The 18,063-nt window shown below is 64.5% G+C and carries 13 protein-coding genes; 6 read left to right on the forward strand and 7 right to left on the reverse strand.

Features of this window, described 5'->3' with window-relative positions; genetic code table 11:
• The first annotated feature begins 38 nt into the window (after positions 1–38).
• On the forward strand, positions 39–1,406 hold the full coding sequence (locus F8237_RS14505) for an MmgE/PrpD family protein (protein WP_151645584.1): 1,368 nt from the start codon (positions 39–41) through the stop codon (positions 1,404–1,406).
• Positions 1,407–1,502: 96 nt separating this feature from the next.
• Here the strand turns inward: F8237_RS14505 and F8237_RS14510 are convergent, their stop codons facing one another.
• Positions 1,503–2,972 (reverse strand): serine hydrolase domain-containing protein, encoded by a 1,470-nt coding sequence (locus tag F8237_RS14510; protein ID WP_151645586.1) that lies wholly within the window; start codon positions 2,970–2,972, stop codon positions 1,503–1,505.
• 139 nt (positions 2,973–3,111) lie between these two features.
• Complete coding sequence (locus tag F8237_RS14515; RefSeq protein WP_151645588.1) at positions 3,112–4,167, reverse strand: helix-turn-helix domain-containing protein; 1,056 nt, start codon at positions 4,165–4,167, stop codon at positions 3,112–3,114.
• 183 nt (positions 4,168–4,350) lie between these two features.
• Here F8237_RS14515 and F8237_RS14520 point away from each other — a divergent pair, with 183 nt between their 5' ends.
• The 4 genes from F8237_RS14520 to F8237_RS14535 all read left to right on the forward strand — a co-directional run bounded on the left by F8237_RS14520 (position 4,351) and on the right by F8237_RS14535 (position 10,112).
• On the forward strand, positions 4,351–5,268 hold the full coding sequence (locus F8237_RS14520) for a pirin family protein (protein ID WP_151645590.1): 918 nt from the start codon (positions 4,351–4,353) through the stop codon (positions 5,266–5,268).
• Between the two features lie 76 nt (positions 5,269–5,344).
• Entirely contained in the window at positions 5,345–6,259 is a 915-nt protein-coding gene (locus F8237_RS14525; protein ID WP_014438663.1) for a phosphoribosylaminoimidazolesuccinocarboxamide synthase, read from the forward strand.
• A gap of 432 nt (positions 6,260–6,691) precedes the next feature.
• On the forward strand, positions 6,692–8,908 hold the full coding sequence (locus F8237_RS14530) for an SLC26A/SulP transporter family protein (protein WP_151645592.1): 2,217 nt from the start codon (positions 6,692–6,694) through the stop codon (positions 8,906–8,908).
• Between the two features lie 178 nt (positions 8,909–9,086).
• Positions 9,087–10,112, forward strand: coding sequence for an IS110 family RNA-guided transposase (locus tag F8237_RS14535; RefSeq protein ID WP_151644825.1), 1,026 nt, complete (start codon positions 9,087–9,089; stop codon positions 10,110–10,112).
• A gap of 340 nt (positions 10,113–10,452) precedes the next feature.
• On the opposite strand, the gene F8237_RS14540 is transcribed toward F8237_RS14535, so the two are convergent.
• The 4 genes from F8237_RS14540 to F8237_RS14555 all read right to left on the reverse strand — a co-directional run bounded on the left by F8237_RS14540 (position 10,453) and on the right by F8237_RS14555 (position 15,242).
• Entirely contained in the window at positions 10,453–11,589 is a 1,137-nt protein-coding gene (locus F8237_RS14540) for a sugar ABC transporter substrate-binding protein (RefSeq protein WP_151645594.1), read from the reverse strand.
• Entirely contained in the window at positions 11,586–13,064 is a 1,479-nt protein-coding gene (locus F8237_RS14545) for a sensor histidine kinase (RefSeq protein ID WP_244626124.1), read from the reverse strand. Before F8237_RS14545 ends, F8237_RS14540 begins: the two co-directional genes overlap by 4 nt.
• Positions 13,065–13,315: 251 nt before the next feature.
• Positions 13,316–14,809, reverse strand: a complete 1,494-nt coding sequence (locus tag F8237_RS14550; protein WP_151645596.1) for an NAD-dependent succinate-semialdehyde dehydrogenase — start codon at positions 14,807–14,809, stop codon at positions 13,316–13,318.
• A 112-nt stretch (positions 14,810–14,921) separates the two neighbouring features.
• Entirely contained in the window at positions 14,922–15,242 is a 321-nt protein-coding gene (locus tag F8237_RS14555; RefSeq protein WP_014438668.1) for a hypothetical protein, read from the reverse strand.
• 337 nt (positions 15,243–15,579) lie between these two features.
• Between F8237_RS14555 and F8237_RS14560 the strand changes: the two genes are divergently transcribed.
• Positions 15,580–16,773, forward strand: coding sequence for a serine hydrolase domain-containing protein (locus F8237_RS14560; protein ID WP_162006052.1), 1,194 nt, complete (start codon positions 15,580–15,582; stop codon positions 16,771–16,773).
• 164 nt (positions 16,774–16,937) lie between these two features.
• Here F8237_RS14560 and F8237_RS14565 read toward each other — a convergent pair whose 3' ends face one another.
• Positions 16,938–17,939 (reverse strand): adenosine kinase, encoded by a 1,002-nt coding sequence (locus F8237_RS14565; protein WP_151645600.1) that lies wholly within the window; start codon positions 17,937–17,939, stop codon positions 16,938–16,940.
• Between the last annotated feature and the right edge of the window lie 124 nt (positions 17,940–18,063).

Consider the following 18,063-nt stretch of genomic DNA (forward strand, 5'->3'; position numbering starts at 1 on the left):
CAGCCCGCCTAACTTGCGCGCCAAAACGAGGAAACACGATGGCCAACGAAACCGCAACGCTCGCCGCCTACGTCTTCAATCTGAAATTTGACGATATTCCAGCGGAGGTGCTGGATCGCGCCAAGGTGCTGACGCTGGACTTCCTCGGCAGCGCCATCCGGGCCCGGTCCGAGGCGGAATCGACCCCGTCGATCCTGAAGATGCTGGAGGCGCTCGCGCTCGACACCAAGGGCGAATCCACGGTGTTCGGCGACACCAAGACCTGGACGCCGGCGGTGGCGGCGCTGCTCAACGGCGCGCTCGGCCATTCCCTCGATTTCGACGACACCCATGCCGATTCCTCTCTGCATCCGAGCGCGCCGGTGGTCCCGGCCGCCTTCGCCGTCGGCGAGATGGTCGGCGCGTCGGGCCGCGACGTGCTGACCGCGATCGTGGCGGGCTATGAAGTCTGCTGCCGGCTCGGCAACGCGCTCGATCCGACCTCGCATTATGCGCGCGGATTCCACCCGACCGCGACCGCCGGCACCTATGGCGCGGCCGCGGCGGCCGGCAAGCTATTCGGCCTCAGTGACAAGCAGATCATCGCCGCCTTCGGCGTCTCCGGCAGCCAGGCCGCGGGCTCGCTGCAATTCCTGGTCAACGGTGCCTGGAACAAGCGCTACCAGGTCGGCGCCGCCGCGATGAACGGCGTGATCGCCGCGACCCTGGCGCGCAACGATTTCGTCGGCTCGGCCGAATCCGTCGAAGGCAAGCACGGCCTGCTCGCCGGCTATACCGACGATCCGCATCCGGACAAGGCAGTCGCAGGGCTCGGCAACACCTATGAGACGATGAAGATCGGCGTGAAGCCGTATCCGAGCTGCCGCTACACCCACGCCGCGATCGACGCGCTGATCGCGATGCGGCGCGAGCACAATCTGACACCCGACCAGGTCAAGCGCGTCGAGATCGGCCTGCACCGCAACGGCATCACGCTGACCGGCGACGCCGCGACCAAGCGTCACCCGACCTCGATCGTCGGCGGTCAGTTCTCGATGTTCTTCACCGGCGCGCTCGCGCTCGACCAGGGCTCGTTTGGCTGGGACGACTACAACCGGCTCGGGGATGCCGCCATCGACGCGCTCGCCGACAAGTTCGACGTGGTGCAGGACGACCGGCTCGAGCTCGGCCGCACCCACCCGTTCGGCGCCCGCGTCAGCATCACCACCGAGGACGGCGTGCATGAGCGGCTCTACGCCGATCCGTCTGGAGAGCCGAATTCCTTCCCCGATGCACAGGCGATGCAGCAAAAGTTTCTGACGCTGGCGCGCCCGGTGCTGAACGCGCGGGCGGAAAAGTTCGCCGACGCGATCCTGACGCTTGAGCGGTTCGATCGCGTGGCGAAGGCGACGGAGCTGGGAAGGTAAGAGACGTCTCTTCGCCTCTCCCCGCTTGCGGGGAGAGGCCGGAATGCGCGCGAAGCGCGGATTCCGGGTGAGGGGGACTCTCCGCGAATCCAACTCTCACCTCCCTTGCGGAGACTCCCCCTCACCCCAACCCTCTCCCCGCAAGCGGGGCGAGGGGGACGAGGCAGCGCGCACCGCAGCCACCACATCCCGCACCAGATCGAACACGCCGTCCGCTTCCGGCGGCCCGTTCGGCGAGCGGCCCATCCGTACGATGACGAGCTTCTCCGACGGGATCACGATCGTGTACTGCCCGATCGTGCCCTTGGCGAAGAAGGCATCGCGCGGCCAGCCGTGCTCCACGCGGAAATTCGCACCAAAGCTGTCGCCCTGGTTGGTCCAGAAGCCGGCGCCGATGCCGACCCACGCGTTCGGCGTTGCCGTGGCCGAGTAGCTCACCCAGCCTTCCGGCAAGATGCGCTTGCCGCCGGCGACGCCGTCATTGAGATAGAGCTGGCCGAACCGCGCCCAGTCGCGCGCCGATGCCAGCATCTCGCTGGAGCCTTCGATCGTCCCGGCGCCATCGAGCTGGAGCGTGACATGGCGCATGCCGAGCGGGGCGAACAGTTCGCGGCGCGCAAAACGCAGCGCATCCGAAGGATGGCCGCCGGCGGCGTTGCGGATCAGATGCGCGAGCAGGATGGTGTTGCCGTCGTGGTAGTTCCAGGCGGTGCCCGGCGCGGTCGCAAGCGGCATGCTCGCGGCATAGGCCGCCATGTCGCCCTCGACGAATTTCATGCGATTGACCGGCTCGAAGGCGGAGCCGAGCGAGGCCTGCAACGAGCTGCCGAGCGCGAGCCCGGCGGTATGGCGCAACAATTGATCGACGGTGATGGCGCGGCGCGGATCATCCGGATTGGTCCAGGCCTCGACAGGCGCGGGACCGTCGAGCCTGAGCTTGCCCTGGCGCACGAGGATGCCTGTCAGCGCCGAGATCACGGATTTCGTCATGGAGAAGCCGAGCAGCGGCGTCTCGGGTCCGATGCCGTCGGCATAGCGCTCGGCGACGATGCGGCCGGCCTTCATGACGACGATCGCCCGGGTGCGGCGATAGGGCGGCTGCGCGGGTTCGGTGAACGCGCGGTCGAGCGCGACCGACAGCCCCTCGCTTTGCGGCGGCACGATCGACGGGCCGGCGATCTCGGGCAGCAGCACCGGCTGCTTGTCGTCAGGCGGCAGCGCGACGCCCGCCATCGCCGCACCGTGATCGAGCGTGCAGCCGAGCCCCTCGCGATAGACGGCGTGGCTGCGGCCGATGCCGAACAGCGTCACCGTAACGTCCTTGCGCGTGCGATCGACCTGATAGTCCATCGCCCAGGTCAGCAGGCCGGCGCCCGGCATCGCATCGGTGGTCTCGGCGAGGTTGCGCCTGACATCGAGGTCCGAGACGAACGTCTCCGAGCAGAGCACGTCGGCGATGAAACCGGTGGCGACCCTGGGCACGTCGCGCGCCCGCGCCGCGCCGAGCGCGAGGCCCGCACAGGCGATGGCGGTGGAGATGAGGACGATCTTGCGGCGGCGGGTCACAGGCTTTCTCCGGCTTCGGGGCGAGTGAGAAGGACAGAGCGGGCTGACGACGGCTCGCCGGATTTGAAACCCGACCTCGTCGAAATTGACCGGAGCTGGTCGATTTCGAAATTCCTATGTGATTTCAAAGATCTAAAATCTAGGCCACTTCGGCCTTGAGCCGCCGGTATTCCGTCGGCGTCACCCCCGTCACCGCCTTGAAGGCGCGGTTGAACGGACCCAGCGACTGGAAGCCGGCGTCCATCGCGATGGTGATGACAGGGACCTCGGCCTGGGCAGGATCGGCGAGCGCAGCCTTCGCCTCCTCGATCCGGTGGTTGTTCAGGAAGACGTTGAAGTTGCGATAGCCGAGCCTCTGGTTGATCAGCCGGCGCAACCGGTATTCGGGAATTTTCAGCCGGCCGGCGAGCACGCCGACGGTGATGTTCTCGTGGCGATAGATGCGCTCATCCGCCATCAGCCGCAGCAAGGCGTCGATGAGCTTCTGGTCGGCGACGTCCTCGACCGCCGCGGGCAGACTTGGCGCGACCGCCGCCGCCGCGACCGGAAACAGGTCCGCGCCATCGACACGCATCATCGCATAGGTGATGGCCGCGACGATGCAGGCGAGCACGCCTGCGTTGATGGTATCGGCGAGATCGCCGACGTCACTGCCGGCAACGACGATCTGGAGCAGTGCGTTCAATCCGCCATAGAGCGCAGCAGCGCAAACGATGAAGACACGAACGCGGCGGCGGCGTTCGACCAGATCGGCGGGCCACGACGCGATCGTCTGCACGATGGCGAGCGCGATGAAGCCGAGCACGATCAGATTGACCATTGTGACCGAGAACCGCACATTGCCGCCCGGCGCGATCCAGACGCATCCGGCGAAACTGAAGGCGGTCACCAGCCCCCAGATCAAGCCGTGCCACCGCCGCAGGCGAAACTCGTCGTCGAACAGCGTGCGCGTGAACAGCCAGAACACCACGATATTGCCGGTCGACAGCGCGATCAGCGGCGCGTGCCAGGCCGGGACCAGCGCGGATACCCCGACCGAATAGCTCGCCGCATGCGCAGCCGAGCCGAGCGCGAAGGCCGCACCGAGCCGGGCCGCCAGCACGTTGCGAAAACCCTGGAACAGCGACGCGGCCAGCACCAGCAGCAACGCCACGGAGGCGGCGCGGAAGGCGAGTTCTGTTGCGGCAAGGGTCATCGGGTGATGCGATCGGTCGCGGTTGACATCAGCCGAACATCCATCGTCAGGCCCCTTTTTACAAGGATCATCGGCATGCAGGATTAGCCGCGACACTTACAACTGTCATCGCCCGGCTTTGTCGCGACGGCGATACGAAATTCTGCTACCGTCGTTCTCAAGAAAACGAAGCAGGAGTCCACCATGAGCTGGCAGCCCTCCAACGATCCCGTGCTCGGCGATCCCATGTCCTGCGACGCGCTCGATCTCGTCATCGTGCCGCGCACGCGCGATCTCGGCGACGGATTTGCCGTGCGCCGCGCACTGCCGCATGGCAAGCGGCAGATGGTCGGGCCTTTCATCTTCTTCGATCATTTCGGACCGGTGCAGTTCGTCTCCGGCAAGGGCATGGACGTGCGGCCGCATCCGCATATCGGGCTTGCCACCGTCACCTACCTGTTCGACGGCGCGATCATGCATCGCGACAGCGAGGGCAACATCCAGGAGATCCAGCCCGGCGCAATGAACCTGATGACCGCCGGACGCGGCATCGCGCATTCCGAGCGCACACCCGAAGTGCAGCGCGCCTCGGGGCAGAGGATGCTGGGCCTGCAAAGCTGGATCGCGCTGCCGGCCGGATCGGAAGAGATCGCGCCGTCGTTCCAGCACTATGGCGCCGCCGACCTGCCAATGATCTCCGAGCGCGACTTCACTGCGAAGGTGATCGCGGGCTCGGCCTTCGGCATCACCTCGCCGGTGTCGACGGTCTCGCCCTGGTTCTACACCGAGGTCACGGCGGCCGCCGGCGCGACGGTGCCGCTCGATCCTGACCACGAGGAGCGCGCGATCTACGTGGTCGACGGCGAGGTCGAGATCGCGAACGAGCACTACGAGGGGCCGCGGCTGCTGATCTTCCGGCCCGGCGACCGCATCACCGTGAAGGCCGTGAGGCCAACCCGGATGATGTTTCTCGGCGGCGATGCGCTGGAGGGCCCGCGCCACATCTGGTGGAATTTCGTCTCCTCCAGCAAGGAGCGGATCGAGCAGGCCAAGCAGGACTGGAAAACCGGCCGCTTCGCCGCGGTTCCGCAGGAACATGAGTTCATTCCGCTGCCGGAATAGGCTAATCCGGTTCCGGCCGTGCTGTCCGGTGCGGCCGGTTTTTTGCCTGAAGACCTGCCTTGCGAAAGCTTTGCCGATGACCACCATGCTCTCCAGCGACCTGCCCCTGCCCAAGATCGGCCGCGGCAAGGTGCGCGACATCTACGCCGTCGACGACGACCGCCTGCTGCTGGTCACCACCGACCGCATCAGCGCCTTCGACGTCGTGATGGGCGAGACAATCCCGATGAAGGGCGCGGTGCTGACCCAGATCAGTGCGTTCTGGTTCAACGAACTTGAAGGCGTGGTGCCGCATCACATGATCAGCGCCGACACCGACGAGATCATCGCGGCCGTGCCGGCCTTGAAGCCGCACCGCGCCGAGATCCTCGGCCGTGCCATGCTCTGCCGCCGCACCACCGTATTCCCGATCGAATGCGTGATCCGCGGCTATCTCTCGGGTTCGGCGTGGAAGGAATATGCCGCCAGCGGCACGCTCGCCGGCGAGAAGCTGAAGGCCGGCCTGGTCGAAAGCGAGAAGCTCGATCCTTCGATCTTCAGCCCGGCGACCAAAGCCGAGACCGGCCATGACGAGAATATCACCATCGCAAAGATGCGTGAGGTCGTCGGCGACGAGACCGCCTACACGCTCGAGAGCATGACGCGCGCGATCTACACGCTCGGCGAGGAGCTCGCCCGCGAGCAGGGCATCATCATCGCCGACACCAAGTTCGAGTTCGGCCGCGACAAGGACGGCCGCATCATCCTGATCGACGAGGTGATGACGCCGGATTCGTCGCGCTTCTGGGCGGTCGACGCCTACAAGCCCGGCCAACCGCAGGCGAGCTTCGACAAGCAGCCGCTGCGCGACTATCTCGACGTCGAACGCCGCGCCGGCCGCTGGAACGGCGACGCCCCGCCGCCGCCGCTGCCCGCGAGCGTGGTGGAGGCAACCAGCAAGCGGTATCTGGAAGCGTACCGGCGCGTGACCGGGACTGAGCTGAAGATCTAGGCTCCGCTGCCGCCGCAACCTCCGTCGAGAAGCTGTCCGCCACACCCTCGACTGTCATCGCCCGGCTTGACCGGGCGATCCAGTATTCCAGAGACTGCGATGGGATACGGAGAGGCTGCGGCGTACTGGATTCCCCGCTTGCCGCCTACGCTGAAGCTTCGGCGCGCCTAGACGCCAACCTCGACGAAGCCTTGGCGTAGCCGGGTCGCGGGGAATGACAGCGGTGGGGGTGAACCGCTTTCCGCCACGACACTGAATGTGCGCCAGAGCTTCCGTTTTTTCTCTCGACCATATGGTTGAGCATTCACACGTCGTGAATGCGGGTCTTCACCGCAGAACTGTCGGATATTTCATAATTCCAAGAATCCTGTTGCGCTAAGCTTGTAGTCGTCTACGTCTCGGAGAGGAATTTTCAGGAGTGAGCGCAACGGCGTGACCGATCCAGCAATTGTTCTCAGTCCGGCTCCGCGGTTCAATCCGGCCCTCAAGCGTGCGCTGAACGACATACTCGGCGGAAGCGCCGCCAGTGTCCTGACGGTTACCTTCGGACTGTCCTATTCGCTGCTGATCTTTGCCGGGCCGCTCTCGCCCTATTTGTCGTATGGCATCACGGCGACTTTCGTCAGCTCCGCGGTGCTTGCGGTCGTCATCGGGCTGGGCAGCTCCCTGCCCTTCGCGGTGGCCGCCCCCGACAGCTCGACCGCCGCGGTGACCGGAATCCTGGCGGCCTCGGTGGTCGAGCGCATCGAGGCGGCGAACCTGCAGACGTCGCTGCTCTCGCCGGTCCTGATCACGCTCGGCCTGTCGACGGTGCTGACAGGATTGGTGCTGTGCGGGCTGGGCCTGACGCGGCTCGGCCGCGCCATCCGCTACGTGCCCTATCCCGTCGTCGGCGGCTTCCTCGGCGCCACCGGACTTCTGATCGCCCTCGGCGCGATCCGGGTGATCACCAACCACCCGCTGCAATTCGCGACGCTGTCGCGGTTCGCTGACCATACCATCTTGCTGGAGCTCGGGGCTGCCTGCGCGATGGCGCTGGTGCTGTATCTCACCTGGCATCGCTCGCGCAGCCCGTTCGGACTGCCGATCATCCTGGTCGGCGGCGTGCTCACGGCGCATCTGGCATTCTGGATCACCGGTGTTTCGTTCGATGACGCACGCGCCCTGGGCTGGACGTTTCAACCTCCGCCACAAGCGGCCTTCATGCTGCCCTGGCACATCGACGATCTCGCGCGCTATCCCTGGTTTGCCATACCGGACCTGCTCGGCAACGTCGTCGCCGTCATATTCGTCACGGCCGCCAGCACGCTGTTCAACACCACCGGAATCGAGGTCGCCACGCATCGCGAAGCCAATCTGGAGCGCGAGCTGAACGTCACCGGCGCCGCCAACATCCTGACCGGCCTGCTCGGCGGGTACCCCGGCTGCAGCTCGATCAGCCGCTCGATCCTCAATCACAGCAGCGGCGGGCGCGGACGCCTGTCCGGCCTCACGGTCGCGGCGCTGTCGTTGCTGATGCTCGCGGTCGCGCCGGAGCTGCTCGGCTTCATCCCGAAATTCGTGCTTGGCGGCCTTCTGCTTTATCTCGGCGCCGACCAGCTGCACAAATGGATCATCGAATCGCGCAAGCGGCTCTCGAAGCTCGAATATCTCTCGCTGATCGCGATCATCGCCATCATCGTGATCTGGGGCTTCGTGCCGGGCATCCTGATCGGCGTGATCATCGGCTGCGCGACGTTTGCGTTCAGCGCCGCGCGTGTGGATTCGATCAAATACAGTTTCGACGGCTCGGAATACCGCTCCTCGCTCGACCGCTCGCGCGACGACCAGGACGTGCTGCTCGCGCATGGCGGCAAGATTCAAGGCTTGAATCTGCAGAGCTACCTGTTCTTCGGGTCCGCCAACCGGCTTTACCAGCACGTCAAGCGGCTGCTGCAGGAACACCCGGAGTGCCGCTATCTGCTGTTCGACTTCAAGCTCGTCACCGGCGTCGACTCGTCAGCGGCCTACAGCTTTGCGCAGATCAAGCGCAGCGCGCACGACCTCGGCGTCGAGCTGATCCTGGTGCATCTGTCGGCTGCGGCCGAGAAGGTGCTGCGCTCCAGCGACTTCGTCGGCGAGGGCGTCACCATTGTTCCCGAGCTCGATCATGCGCTGGAATGGTGCGAGAACGCGCTGATCGCGCAGCATCAGGAATTGGCTCAGGAGGAGGCGAGCCTGCGCGACTGGTTCACGGGGATTCTCGACAGCGAAACGGATGCAGACGAACTGATCCGCCGCTGCCAGCGCCTCGAGGTCGAAGCCGGCGATGTCATCGTGCAGGCTGGCGACCCCGCCGATTCCATGCATTTCATACTCGAGGGACGCGTGGGCGTCATGATCCCCGCCGACGACGATCGTACCACGCGCGTGCGCAGCCTCGGTCGCTACACCACGATCGGCGAGATGGGCCTGGTGTCGAACACGCCGCGCAGCGCGACGATCCAGGCCGAGGTTGACAGCGTGCTCTACGTGCTCAACACGCACCAGTTCGATGCGATCAAGACCGAGGATCCCGCGCTCAGCCACAAGCTGCTGACCTACTTCGTGTCGGTCATGGCAGAGCGGCTGACGTTTGCGAACCGGACGATCGCGGTGCTGCGGCGCTAGGATCTGTAGATGGGGTAACGGGCCCCGGAGGCCTTCCAGTCAAGCCGCGCTAGCTACGGCGCTATTTTGATTGCGCGCGTCGCGCGGCTTGACTGGAAGGTTTGCGGTCGTCCCTCACATTGATGGTGTAGCGGAGTCGAGGCCTAAGCTTCGCTCCAAGCATCAAGGAGGAACGACCATGGACTACTATGCCGGAATCGACGTGTCATTGGAATGCTCCAGCGTGTGCGTTGTCGACGCGAGCGGAAAGATCGTTCGGGAGGTCAAGGTTGCCAGCGAGCCTGTGGCGCTGATTGGCTGGTTCCGCTCGCTCGGGTTCGAACTCGCCAGGATCGGGCTGGAGGCCGGACCGCTGTCTCAGTGGCTTTATACAGCCATGAAGCACGAGGGCCTCGCGGTCGAGCTCCTGGAAACGCGGCACGTGAGCGATGCCTTCAAGGCGATGCCGGTGAAGTCGGACCGTAACGACGCCCGCAACATCGCGCAATTGATGCGGCTCGGCTGGTTCCGGCCGGTGCATTGCAAGTCGATGAGTGCCCAGGAGACCCGTGCGATGCTGACGGCGCGCAAGCTGATCCAGGCCAAGCTTCAGGACATCGAGAACAGCCTGCGCGGGATCCTGCGCGGCTTCGGATTGAAGGTTGGCAAAACGACGAAGCGCAGTTTTGCGGCACGCATCCGTGAGCTGGTGGCCGGCCATCAGGCCCTCGAGACGATCGCTACTGCGACGCTGGCGGTTCATGCAGTGCTACTGCGCGAGTTCAACGGCTTTGAGAAGCGGGTGCGGGCGATGTCGCTTTTGGATGCCAAAGCCAAGCTGCTGATGTCGACACCGGCCGTGGGACCGATCATCTCGCTGACCTTTGCCAGCGCCATCGATGACCCCTCGCGCTTCAACTCGGCGAAGCGCGCGGGACCGTTGTTCGGCTTGACGCCGAAGAAGTACCAGTCAGGCGAGACCGACTACCGCGGCCGCATCAGTAAAAATGGCGACGCCTCCGTGCGCGAGGCGCTCTATGAAGCCGCCCACATCATCCTGACCAAGCCGATCAAGGGCTGCGCGCCGCTCAAGAGCTGGGCCATGCGGATCGCCAAGCGCGCCGGCATGAACAAGGCCAAGGTAGCGTTAGCACGCAAGCTCGCCGTGATCATGCTGCGCATGCTCAAGGACAACGCACCGTTCAGGACGACTGCCATGGCTTAAAGCAAGAGCACACAGATTCGGGCGGGCATCACACCAGCCTCCCCGAAGCGAAGTCCCTTCGCCGGGACGATGGATCAGGCCAGGCCGTCATCCGGGTTGTCGACGCATCCGTCGATGCGATCACGCTTCCGTAGATTGGCCGACCTGCTCCTCTCTAGAACCCCATCAGGCGACGGCCACCGCGCCGATCCCGTACAGAAGCAGGTTCCCGGCGAGTGGACGACGCAAAAAGGGATTGACTAACCAGGGCCCGTTACAGAAGCCCGGATGGAGCGCAGCGAAATCCGGGAAGGTCTTACCGCGAGGCGAGAACCCCGGATTGCGCTGCGCTCCATCGGGGCTACTTTCTCTCGGATGACCACGGAAAACTGACGTACTGGTCGCGCGTGTCGTAGCAGATATTTCCGTACATCTTGAGGTAAGCATCCCGACGCGCGGGATCATTGAACACGGCCGCGGGATTCGCCAGGTCCGCTTCATATTGGCGCATATTACTTGCGGTCAGCGCGCTGGGAAGAATGTCCATCGCTTGCGGAATGCTCTTGCCGTCCAGCCAGTCGGCCGCATGCTGGCCCATGGCATAGCCGAACACCGAGGATGCAAGACTGATGCTGATCTTGTAGGGGCCGCCCTTCTTGATTTCAGTGACGGCTTCGACCTCGCCATCGATTCCGCCGAAGAACTGATCCGGCCTTTCCTTGCCAGCCTCCCTGACGGCCTGCAGAGCCCCAAGGACGACAGTGTCGGCGCCCAGCACGACGTCCACGTCGGGATGTGCCAGCAAAATCGTTTGCATCATTTTATACCCGCCCTCCTGGTTCACCGTCGGCGGGGAAATATCCGCAACGATTTCGGCGCCGGGAATGTCCTTCAGCACATCGCGCATCGCCGCGAAGCGCGGGGCGAGGAACTGCAGGCTGTCATGAGTCAAGAGCACGACATTGGCCTTGCCGCCAAGCTTGCCCCGAATGTAATTCGCCGCAGCATCGCCCAGCACCTTGCCCGTGAGATATTGGGGCGCATTCAACAGGGACGTCGCGGGCGGCGGCACGACGGCGCCGACATAGGCGCCTTGCCAGATCATCTTCCGCAAGGCCGGCGCCAACGAGGCGGGATCAACGGGCGCGACAACAAGTCCGCCGGTTCGCGCGTCCCGGAAGCCATCGACCTGTCCGATCATCTTCTCCGCGTTGTTGTCTGCAACCAAAGCGGAAAAGCTCAGGCCACGGTCCTTCGCGGCCATCGCGAGGCCTCTCGCAATGCCTTTGACGAATTCGCGATCATTGTCCTGCGCGAAGGCGAGAGACTTGTTCAGTGACGGAGGGGGACTGCAACCAGCGGCGTTTCGATCGAACGGGCCAAAGACACGGGGGATCGTGATCCCGGCGGGTCCGTCCTCCGCCCACGCGCCCGCGTGACCGGCAATAGCCGTGCAGACGATGAAAGCCGCGAACCAATTCCGTCTGTCAGATTTCATGCGGTCACGCTGTCGGCCACGGAAGGAAGAACCAGTTTGCGTGGCAAGACTATCCGGAAAGTCGTGCCGCGATCCAGTTCGGAGGTCGCAGTGATATCGCCCCCAAGGTTTCTCAGAACCGTTCTCGCATAGGCGAGCCCGACACCCTCGCCGGTCTGGTCCAGCTTGCCGACCCTGCGGAACAACTCGAAAATCCGCCCCACATCCTGCGGAGCTATGCCTCGGCCATTGTCGGCAACCTCGATCGCGACCCGATCGCCGGGCAGTGTCGTGCTGCTGACCTTGAGCTGGAGCGGCCGCTCCTTCGCGCGATATTTGACCGCGTTGTCGAAGAGGTTGCCGATCACCTGCTCCAGCGAAAGCCGGTCGGTCACGATCGAGCTGACTTGAAACTGTGTATCGATCTTGCCACCGGCCGCCGAGATCTGATGCTGGATCGCGGAGGCGCTCGAGACAATAGTCCGCTCGAGGTCGACGGTCTCCGGCGTTGGATCGCGGCGCCCGTCCCGCGACAGCAGGAGCACCGCGTTTAGGAGTGTCTCCATCTTGGACGCCGACTTGCGGATGTAGCCGATGGCTTCGGGCATCTCCTCATTGGTGATCTTTCTTGCATGCTGCAGATCCTGGTCGGCCGCCCCAACGCTCGGCTGCTCCAGGTATTGCGCGAGGTCCCTCGCTCCCTCTGCAAGCTCTTCAGAAAATCCCACGATGCTGATCAACGGAGCGCGAATGTCGTGCGACACCAGATGCGTGAAGCGCTGCATCTCTTCGTTGGCCCTCGCAAGAGCTTCCGTCCGGTGCCTGACCCGATCCTCCAGGGACACGTTGAGCGCCGCAACCTCGTCGCGCGCTTGCGTCAGCTCCCGGGTGTAACGCAGAAGCGTCACGGTCACGGCACCGACGACCAGCACAATAAGGACTGCCGCCACGATCGACGCAAACCTCAAATTCGTCGCGTTCACCCTTTGCTGCACGACGCCCGAGGTGAGACGATTGTCCATGGTTCGAACGATGCCCGAGACGAACAGGTTCAACTCGTCCATCAGCGCCTTGCCGCGGTTGGTATTGGTGATGGCGAGGGCTTGGTCGTCCTTTCTGTCGTTCTTCAGCGCGATGGTCTGGTCCATCTCGGCGAATTTATCGGCGGTGAGGACATCGAGCCGCTTCAACACCGTCGCGAACTGCGGGTCATCACCGAGATTTCGCTTCAGGCTATCGAGCTGCCGGTTGGCCGACGTCTTTGCGGCGCCGTAGGGAGAAAGATAGATCTGGTTGCCGGTCAGCAGCAATCCGCGCTGGCTCGCTTCCGCCGACTGGACGGCGCTGCGAAGCTCGACCGCTGCGACACGGACATCACGCAATCTGACCACTTCGTCGAAATGTTCGTTGGCGCGGTCGCCGAGCCACACGCTCATCCCGACAACCGCGAGCAGCGCGGCGAGGCCAACCACGAGCAAAACCAGCGAGATCGGCACGATGAGACGCTTCGCAATATACATGTCGTGCCAATCCAGCCCGGACGCCGGGAAACTCAATAGGATTACAAGACCTTAAGGACGAAACAACATCAAGGCCCAACCGCCGGGTTCCATCCGGGAGTCGGGGCCTGCAGCGCGAATGCAGGGTGCAAACGCGCTCGCGCCCCGGCCGGATGACGGCCAGGGCGCTGCGATCGGACATGCTCGGGTTGTCGGACGAACGCCAGGGATGCCCCCGACAGAGAGGCTCAGACCCCCGCCATCATCACGTATTTGATCTCGACATATTCTTCCATGCCGTGACGCGAGCCTTCGCGGCCAAGGCCGCTTTCCTTGACGCCGCCGAAGGGGGCGACTTCCGTGGTGATCAGGCCGGTGTTGACGCCGACCATGCCGGATTCCAGCGCCTCGGCAACACGCCAGACGCGGCCGAGATCGCGGGAGTAGAAGTAGGAGGCCAGACCAAACGGCGAGGCGTTGCACATCGCGACGACATCGGCCTCGTCCTTGAAGCGGATGACGGGCGCGAGCGGGCCGAAGGTTTCTTCCTGCGCCACCAGCGAGTCCGGCTTGACGTCAGCGAGCACGGTCGGCTCGAAGAACGAGCGTCCGAGCTCGCTGCGCTTGCCGCCGGTGACGACCTTGGCGCCGCGCTTCACGGCGTCGGCGATGTGGCGCTCGACCTTGTCGACCGCCTTCAGGTTGATCAGCGGCCCCTGCGTGATGCCGCTCTCGGTACCGTCGCCGATCTTCATCGCCGCGACCTTGGCCGAGAGCTTCTTCACGAACTCGTCGTAGATCTTGTCCTGAGCGTAGATGCGATTGGCGCAGACGCAGGTCTGGCCCATGTTGCGATATTTCGAGACCATCGCGCCTTCGACCGCCGCATCGATGTCGGCATCGTCGAACACCACGAACGGCGCGTTGCCGCCGAGCTCGAGGCCGAGCCGCTTCACGCCGACGGAGGCCTGCTGGTAGAGGATCTTGCCGACCGCGGTCGAGCCGGTGAAGCCGACGAAGCGCACCGCCGGATGCTCGCACAGCACCTTGCCGATCGGCGGCGCGTCGCCGGTGACGATGTTGAGCACGCCCTTGGGGATGCCGGCCTTCTCGGCGAGCACGGCGAGCGCCAGCGCCGACAGCGGCGTCTCGTTGGCGGGCTTCAGCACCACGGTGCAACCGGCGGCAAGGGCCGGCGAGACCTTCCGCGTGATCATCGAGTTCGGGAAATTCCACGGCGTGATCGCGCCGCAGACACCGATCGGCTGCTTGATCGCGAGCAGGCGCGCATCGGGCCGCTGCGTCGGGATGGTCTCGCCATAGACGCGGCGGGCTTCCTCGGCGAAGAACTCGATATAGGCGGCGCCGATGTCGACTTCGCCGAGAGCTTCGGAGAGCGGCTTGCCCTGCTCGGAGGTGAGGATCAGCGCGAGGTCCTCGCGATTGGCGATGATCAGCTCGAACCATTTGCGCAGGATGTTGGAGCGCTGCTTGGCGGTGTGCTTGGCCCAGGCCGGGAAGGCGCGCTGGGCGGCTTCAACCGCCTTGGTCGTCTCGTCCGCACCGAGCTGCGGGACCTTGGCGAGCTCGACGCCAGTCGCGGGATTGTTGACGGCAAAGACCGGCGTTCCGACCCAGGCGCCGTCGATGTAGCAGGCCTCCTTCAGCAGCGAAGGATCCTTCAGCCGGTCGCGCAGGGCGGCGGTGGCTTGCGGGGCGCGTGCGGCGGCGGTCGGTGTCATGGCATTACTCCTCAGGGCGCGATCGAATTTGCCCGGAATATAGGGCCAGACGGTGCGCAATGCACCGTCCCGCGACGCACATCTGATGGGAGTTATAGCGAGAGCGGAAGGGTTACGCCGCGCCGCTCATATAGGTCTCGCGCCGGCCGATCATCCGCTCGGCGGCCGCCTTGGCGCCGGCCTTCGAGGAGGTCGCGCACGTCCGGTATTCGAGATCGGGCGCGTCGGAGGCGTCGCGGCGGCCGAACCAGGATTTCGAGCCGACCGGCAGCAACGCCAGCGCCTGCGCCAGATTGTCGACCGCGCCGAACGAATAGAGCGCGCCGGTGCCGGCGATCCGCACCTCGTAAATGCCGGGTGAGATCGGCGCTTCGAGGTTCTCGCCCCGTCCGGGACGGGGATAGCGCTTCCATTCGCTCCAGGTCGAAATCATCTGAGGTCCCCTCACGGCCGATCGAAGGCCGCCAAATTGTATCAAGTCCTAGCGTCAGCCGCCCATTGGGCCAGAGGTCAAACGCGGCAACGCACAAAATGTTTCAAGTGCTTCAAACGCTCGAGACATATCGCCCGGCTCATCCGAGGTCACGGCGAAGTGCGGCCATCCACCGCACATTGCGATGGCGTGTTGCAATCGTGTCGTCCCGCCTGGAGCGCGGACCGTCAAGTCACGACATCGCGACCGAAGCGCGCATATGGCCGCGCTTGCCGCGCAGCGGATGCCGGAGGACAATCGGTCACTTCCAATAATAATCAAACCGGAGGAAATGCCTATGCAAAGCCAAGCCCAGATCGACGAGATTCTGCGCCAGAAGAGCGACGCCAAGGAGATTCCCGGCGTCGTCGCCATCGCCGCCAGCGGTAACGACGTGCTCTATCAGGGCGCCTTCGGCAAGCGCGATCTGTCCAAGCCCGATGCGATGACGGCGGATAGCGTGTTCTGGATCGCCTCAATGACGAAGGCAGTGACATCGGCGGGCGCGATGCAACTTGTCGAGCAGGGCAAGCTGCTGCTGGATGCCCCGATCGGCGAGGTGCTGCCCGATCTCGCCAAGCCGCAGGTGCTCGAAGGCTTCGATTCCAGCGGTGAGCCGAGGCTGCGGCCGGCGAAGGGACCGATCACGCTGCGCCAGCTCATGACCCACACCGCCGGCTTCGCCTACAACATGTGGAACGGCGATCTTGCGATCCATCTGGAAAAGACCGGCACCCCCGCCATCACCACCTGCCAGAATGCGGCGCTGAAGACGCCCGTCATGACCGATCCCGGCACACGCTGGGAATACGGCACCAACATCGATTTCGTCGGCAAGGCCGTGGAAGCCGTCAGCGGCAAGCGGCTGGATGCCTATTTGCGCGACAACCTTTTTGCTCCACTCGGAATGTCCGACACCGGCTTCAAGATCACCGACACCATGCGCAAGCGCCTGGTCGGCATGCATGCGCGCGGTGAGGACGGCCAGCTCGCCGCGATCCCGTTCGAGCTCGAGCAGGAGCCGGAATTCCACATGGGCGGCGGCGGCCTTTATGCGACCGCGGCAGACTACATCAGGTTCACGCAGATGATCCTGAACAAAGGCCGCGGCAACGGCAACCAGGTGCTCAAGGCCGAGACCGTCGCGACGATGGGGCAGAACCACATCGGCGATCTCAACATGACCAAGCTGACGACGGCGGCGCCGATGTACACCAACGACGTCGATCTCTATCCGGAGCAGGTGAAGAAATGGGGCCTCAGCTTCATGATCAACACCGCCAAGACCGCCGAGGGACGCAGCGCAGGCAGCCTCGCCTGGGCGGGCCTCGCCAACACCTATTACTGGATCGACCCGTCACGCGACGTCACCGGCGTGATCCTGATGCAGTTGCTGCCGTTCGCGGATGCCAAGTGCCTGGAGACGTTCGCAGGCTTCGAGCGCGGGGTGTATGCCGGGCTTGATGCGGGGAGCGGGCAGAGGGCGGCGTAAGGAGCGCATCCGCGCGCAACTCTCGCAAAACGAAGACTGTCATTCCCCGCGAAAGCGGGGAATCCAGTACGCTGCGGCCTCTCGGTAAGCCACTGACGTCACGGCGTACTGGATCGCCCGGTCAAGCCGGGCGATGACAACGGAGAGAATGAGGCTGCTTCGCGTTACGCCGTCAGCCCGCGCTGCTGGGCCAATTCCTTCAGCGACACCTGCGGGCGGGCACCGATGTGCTGGATCACTTCGGCCGCCGCCAGCGCGCCGAGCTCGCCACACTGCTTGTAGGCAAGATTGCGCGCCAGCCCGAACAGAAAGCCCGCGGCGAACAGGTCGCCGGCGCCGGTGGTGTCGACCAGCTGGGCGATGGGGAACGCCGGTGCTGCGACGGCGTCTTCCGCCGAAACCACCATGCAGCCCTTCTCGCTGCGGGTGACCACGCCGAGATTGACGTCGTTGCGCAGCTGCTTCAGCGCAGTGTCGAAATCCGAGGTCATGTAGAGCGAATGCAGTTCGGACTCGTTGGCGAAGACGATGTCGACGGTGCCGTTGCGCATCAGCGACAGGAACTCGTCGCGATAGCGATCGACACAGAAGGAATCCGATAGCGTCAGCGCCACCTTGCGCTTGGCATCATGCGCGATCTTGGCCGCCTTGACGAAGGCCTCCTTGGCGTTCTTGGGATCCCAGAGATAGCCTTCGAGATAGACGATCCCGGCGCCGGCGATCTCGGCGGGGTCGATATCGGCGGGCGACAGGTCCTGCGCCGCGCCGAGATAGGTGTTCATGGTGCGCTCGCCGTCGGGCGTGACCAGGATGTAGGAGCAGCCGGTGGCGGCGCCGTCCTTCGCTGCGGGCGTGTTGAAGGCGACGCCGGCGGCGCGGATGTCGTGCATGTAGAGATTGCCGATCTGGTCATCCTTGACCTTGCCGACATAGGCGGCACGCGCCCCCAGGCTGCCGATGCCGACGATGGTGTTGGCGGCCGAACCGCCCGAAACTTCCGTCGCCGGACCCATGTCCTTGTAGATGGCGGCGGCCCGCGCCTCGTCGATCAGGGACATGCTGCCCTTGGTCATGCCGTGCTTGGCCAAAAAGGCTTCGTCGGTCCTGACCAGCACGTCGAACAGCGCATTGCCGATCCCGAGAACGTCATATTTCACGTCAGCCATTCACCTTGATCCTGTTGCCGGATTGCGATCCCTGAGGAAATCCGCTTCCTGTCGGCCTGAAATCTGGCTCGCGGCCTATCACGACCGGCCCCGCGCGGGCAAGCAACGGTATTATAACAAGCCC

The sequence above is a fragment of the Bradyrhizobium betae genome, from assembly GCF_008932115.1.
Classification (GTDB): Bacteria; Pseudomonadota; Alphaproteobacteria; order Rhizobiales; family Xanthobacteraceae; genus Bradyrhizobium; species Bradyrhizobium betae.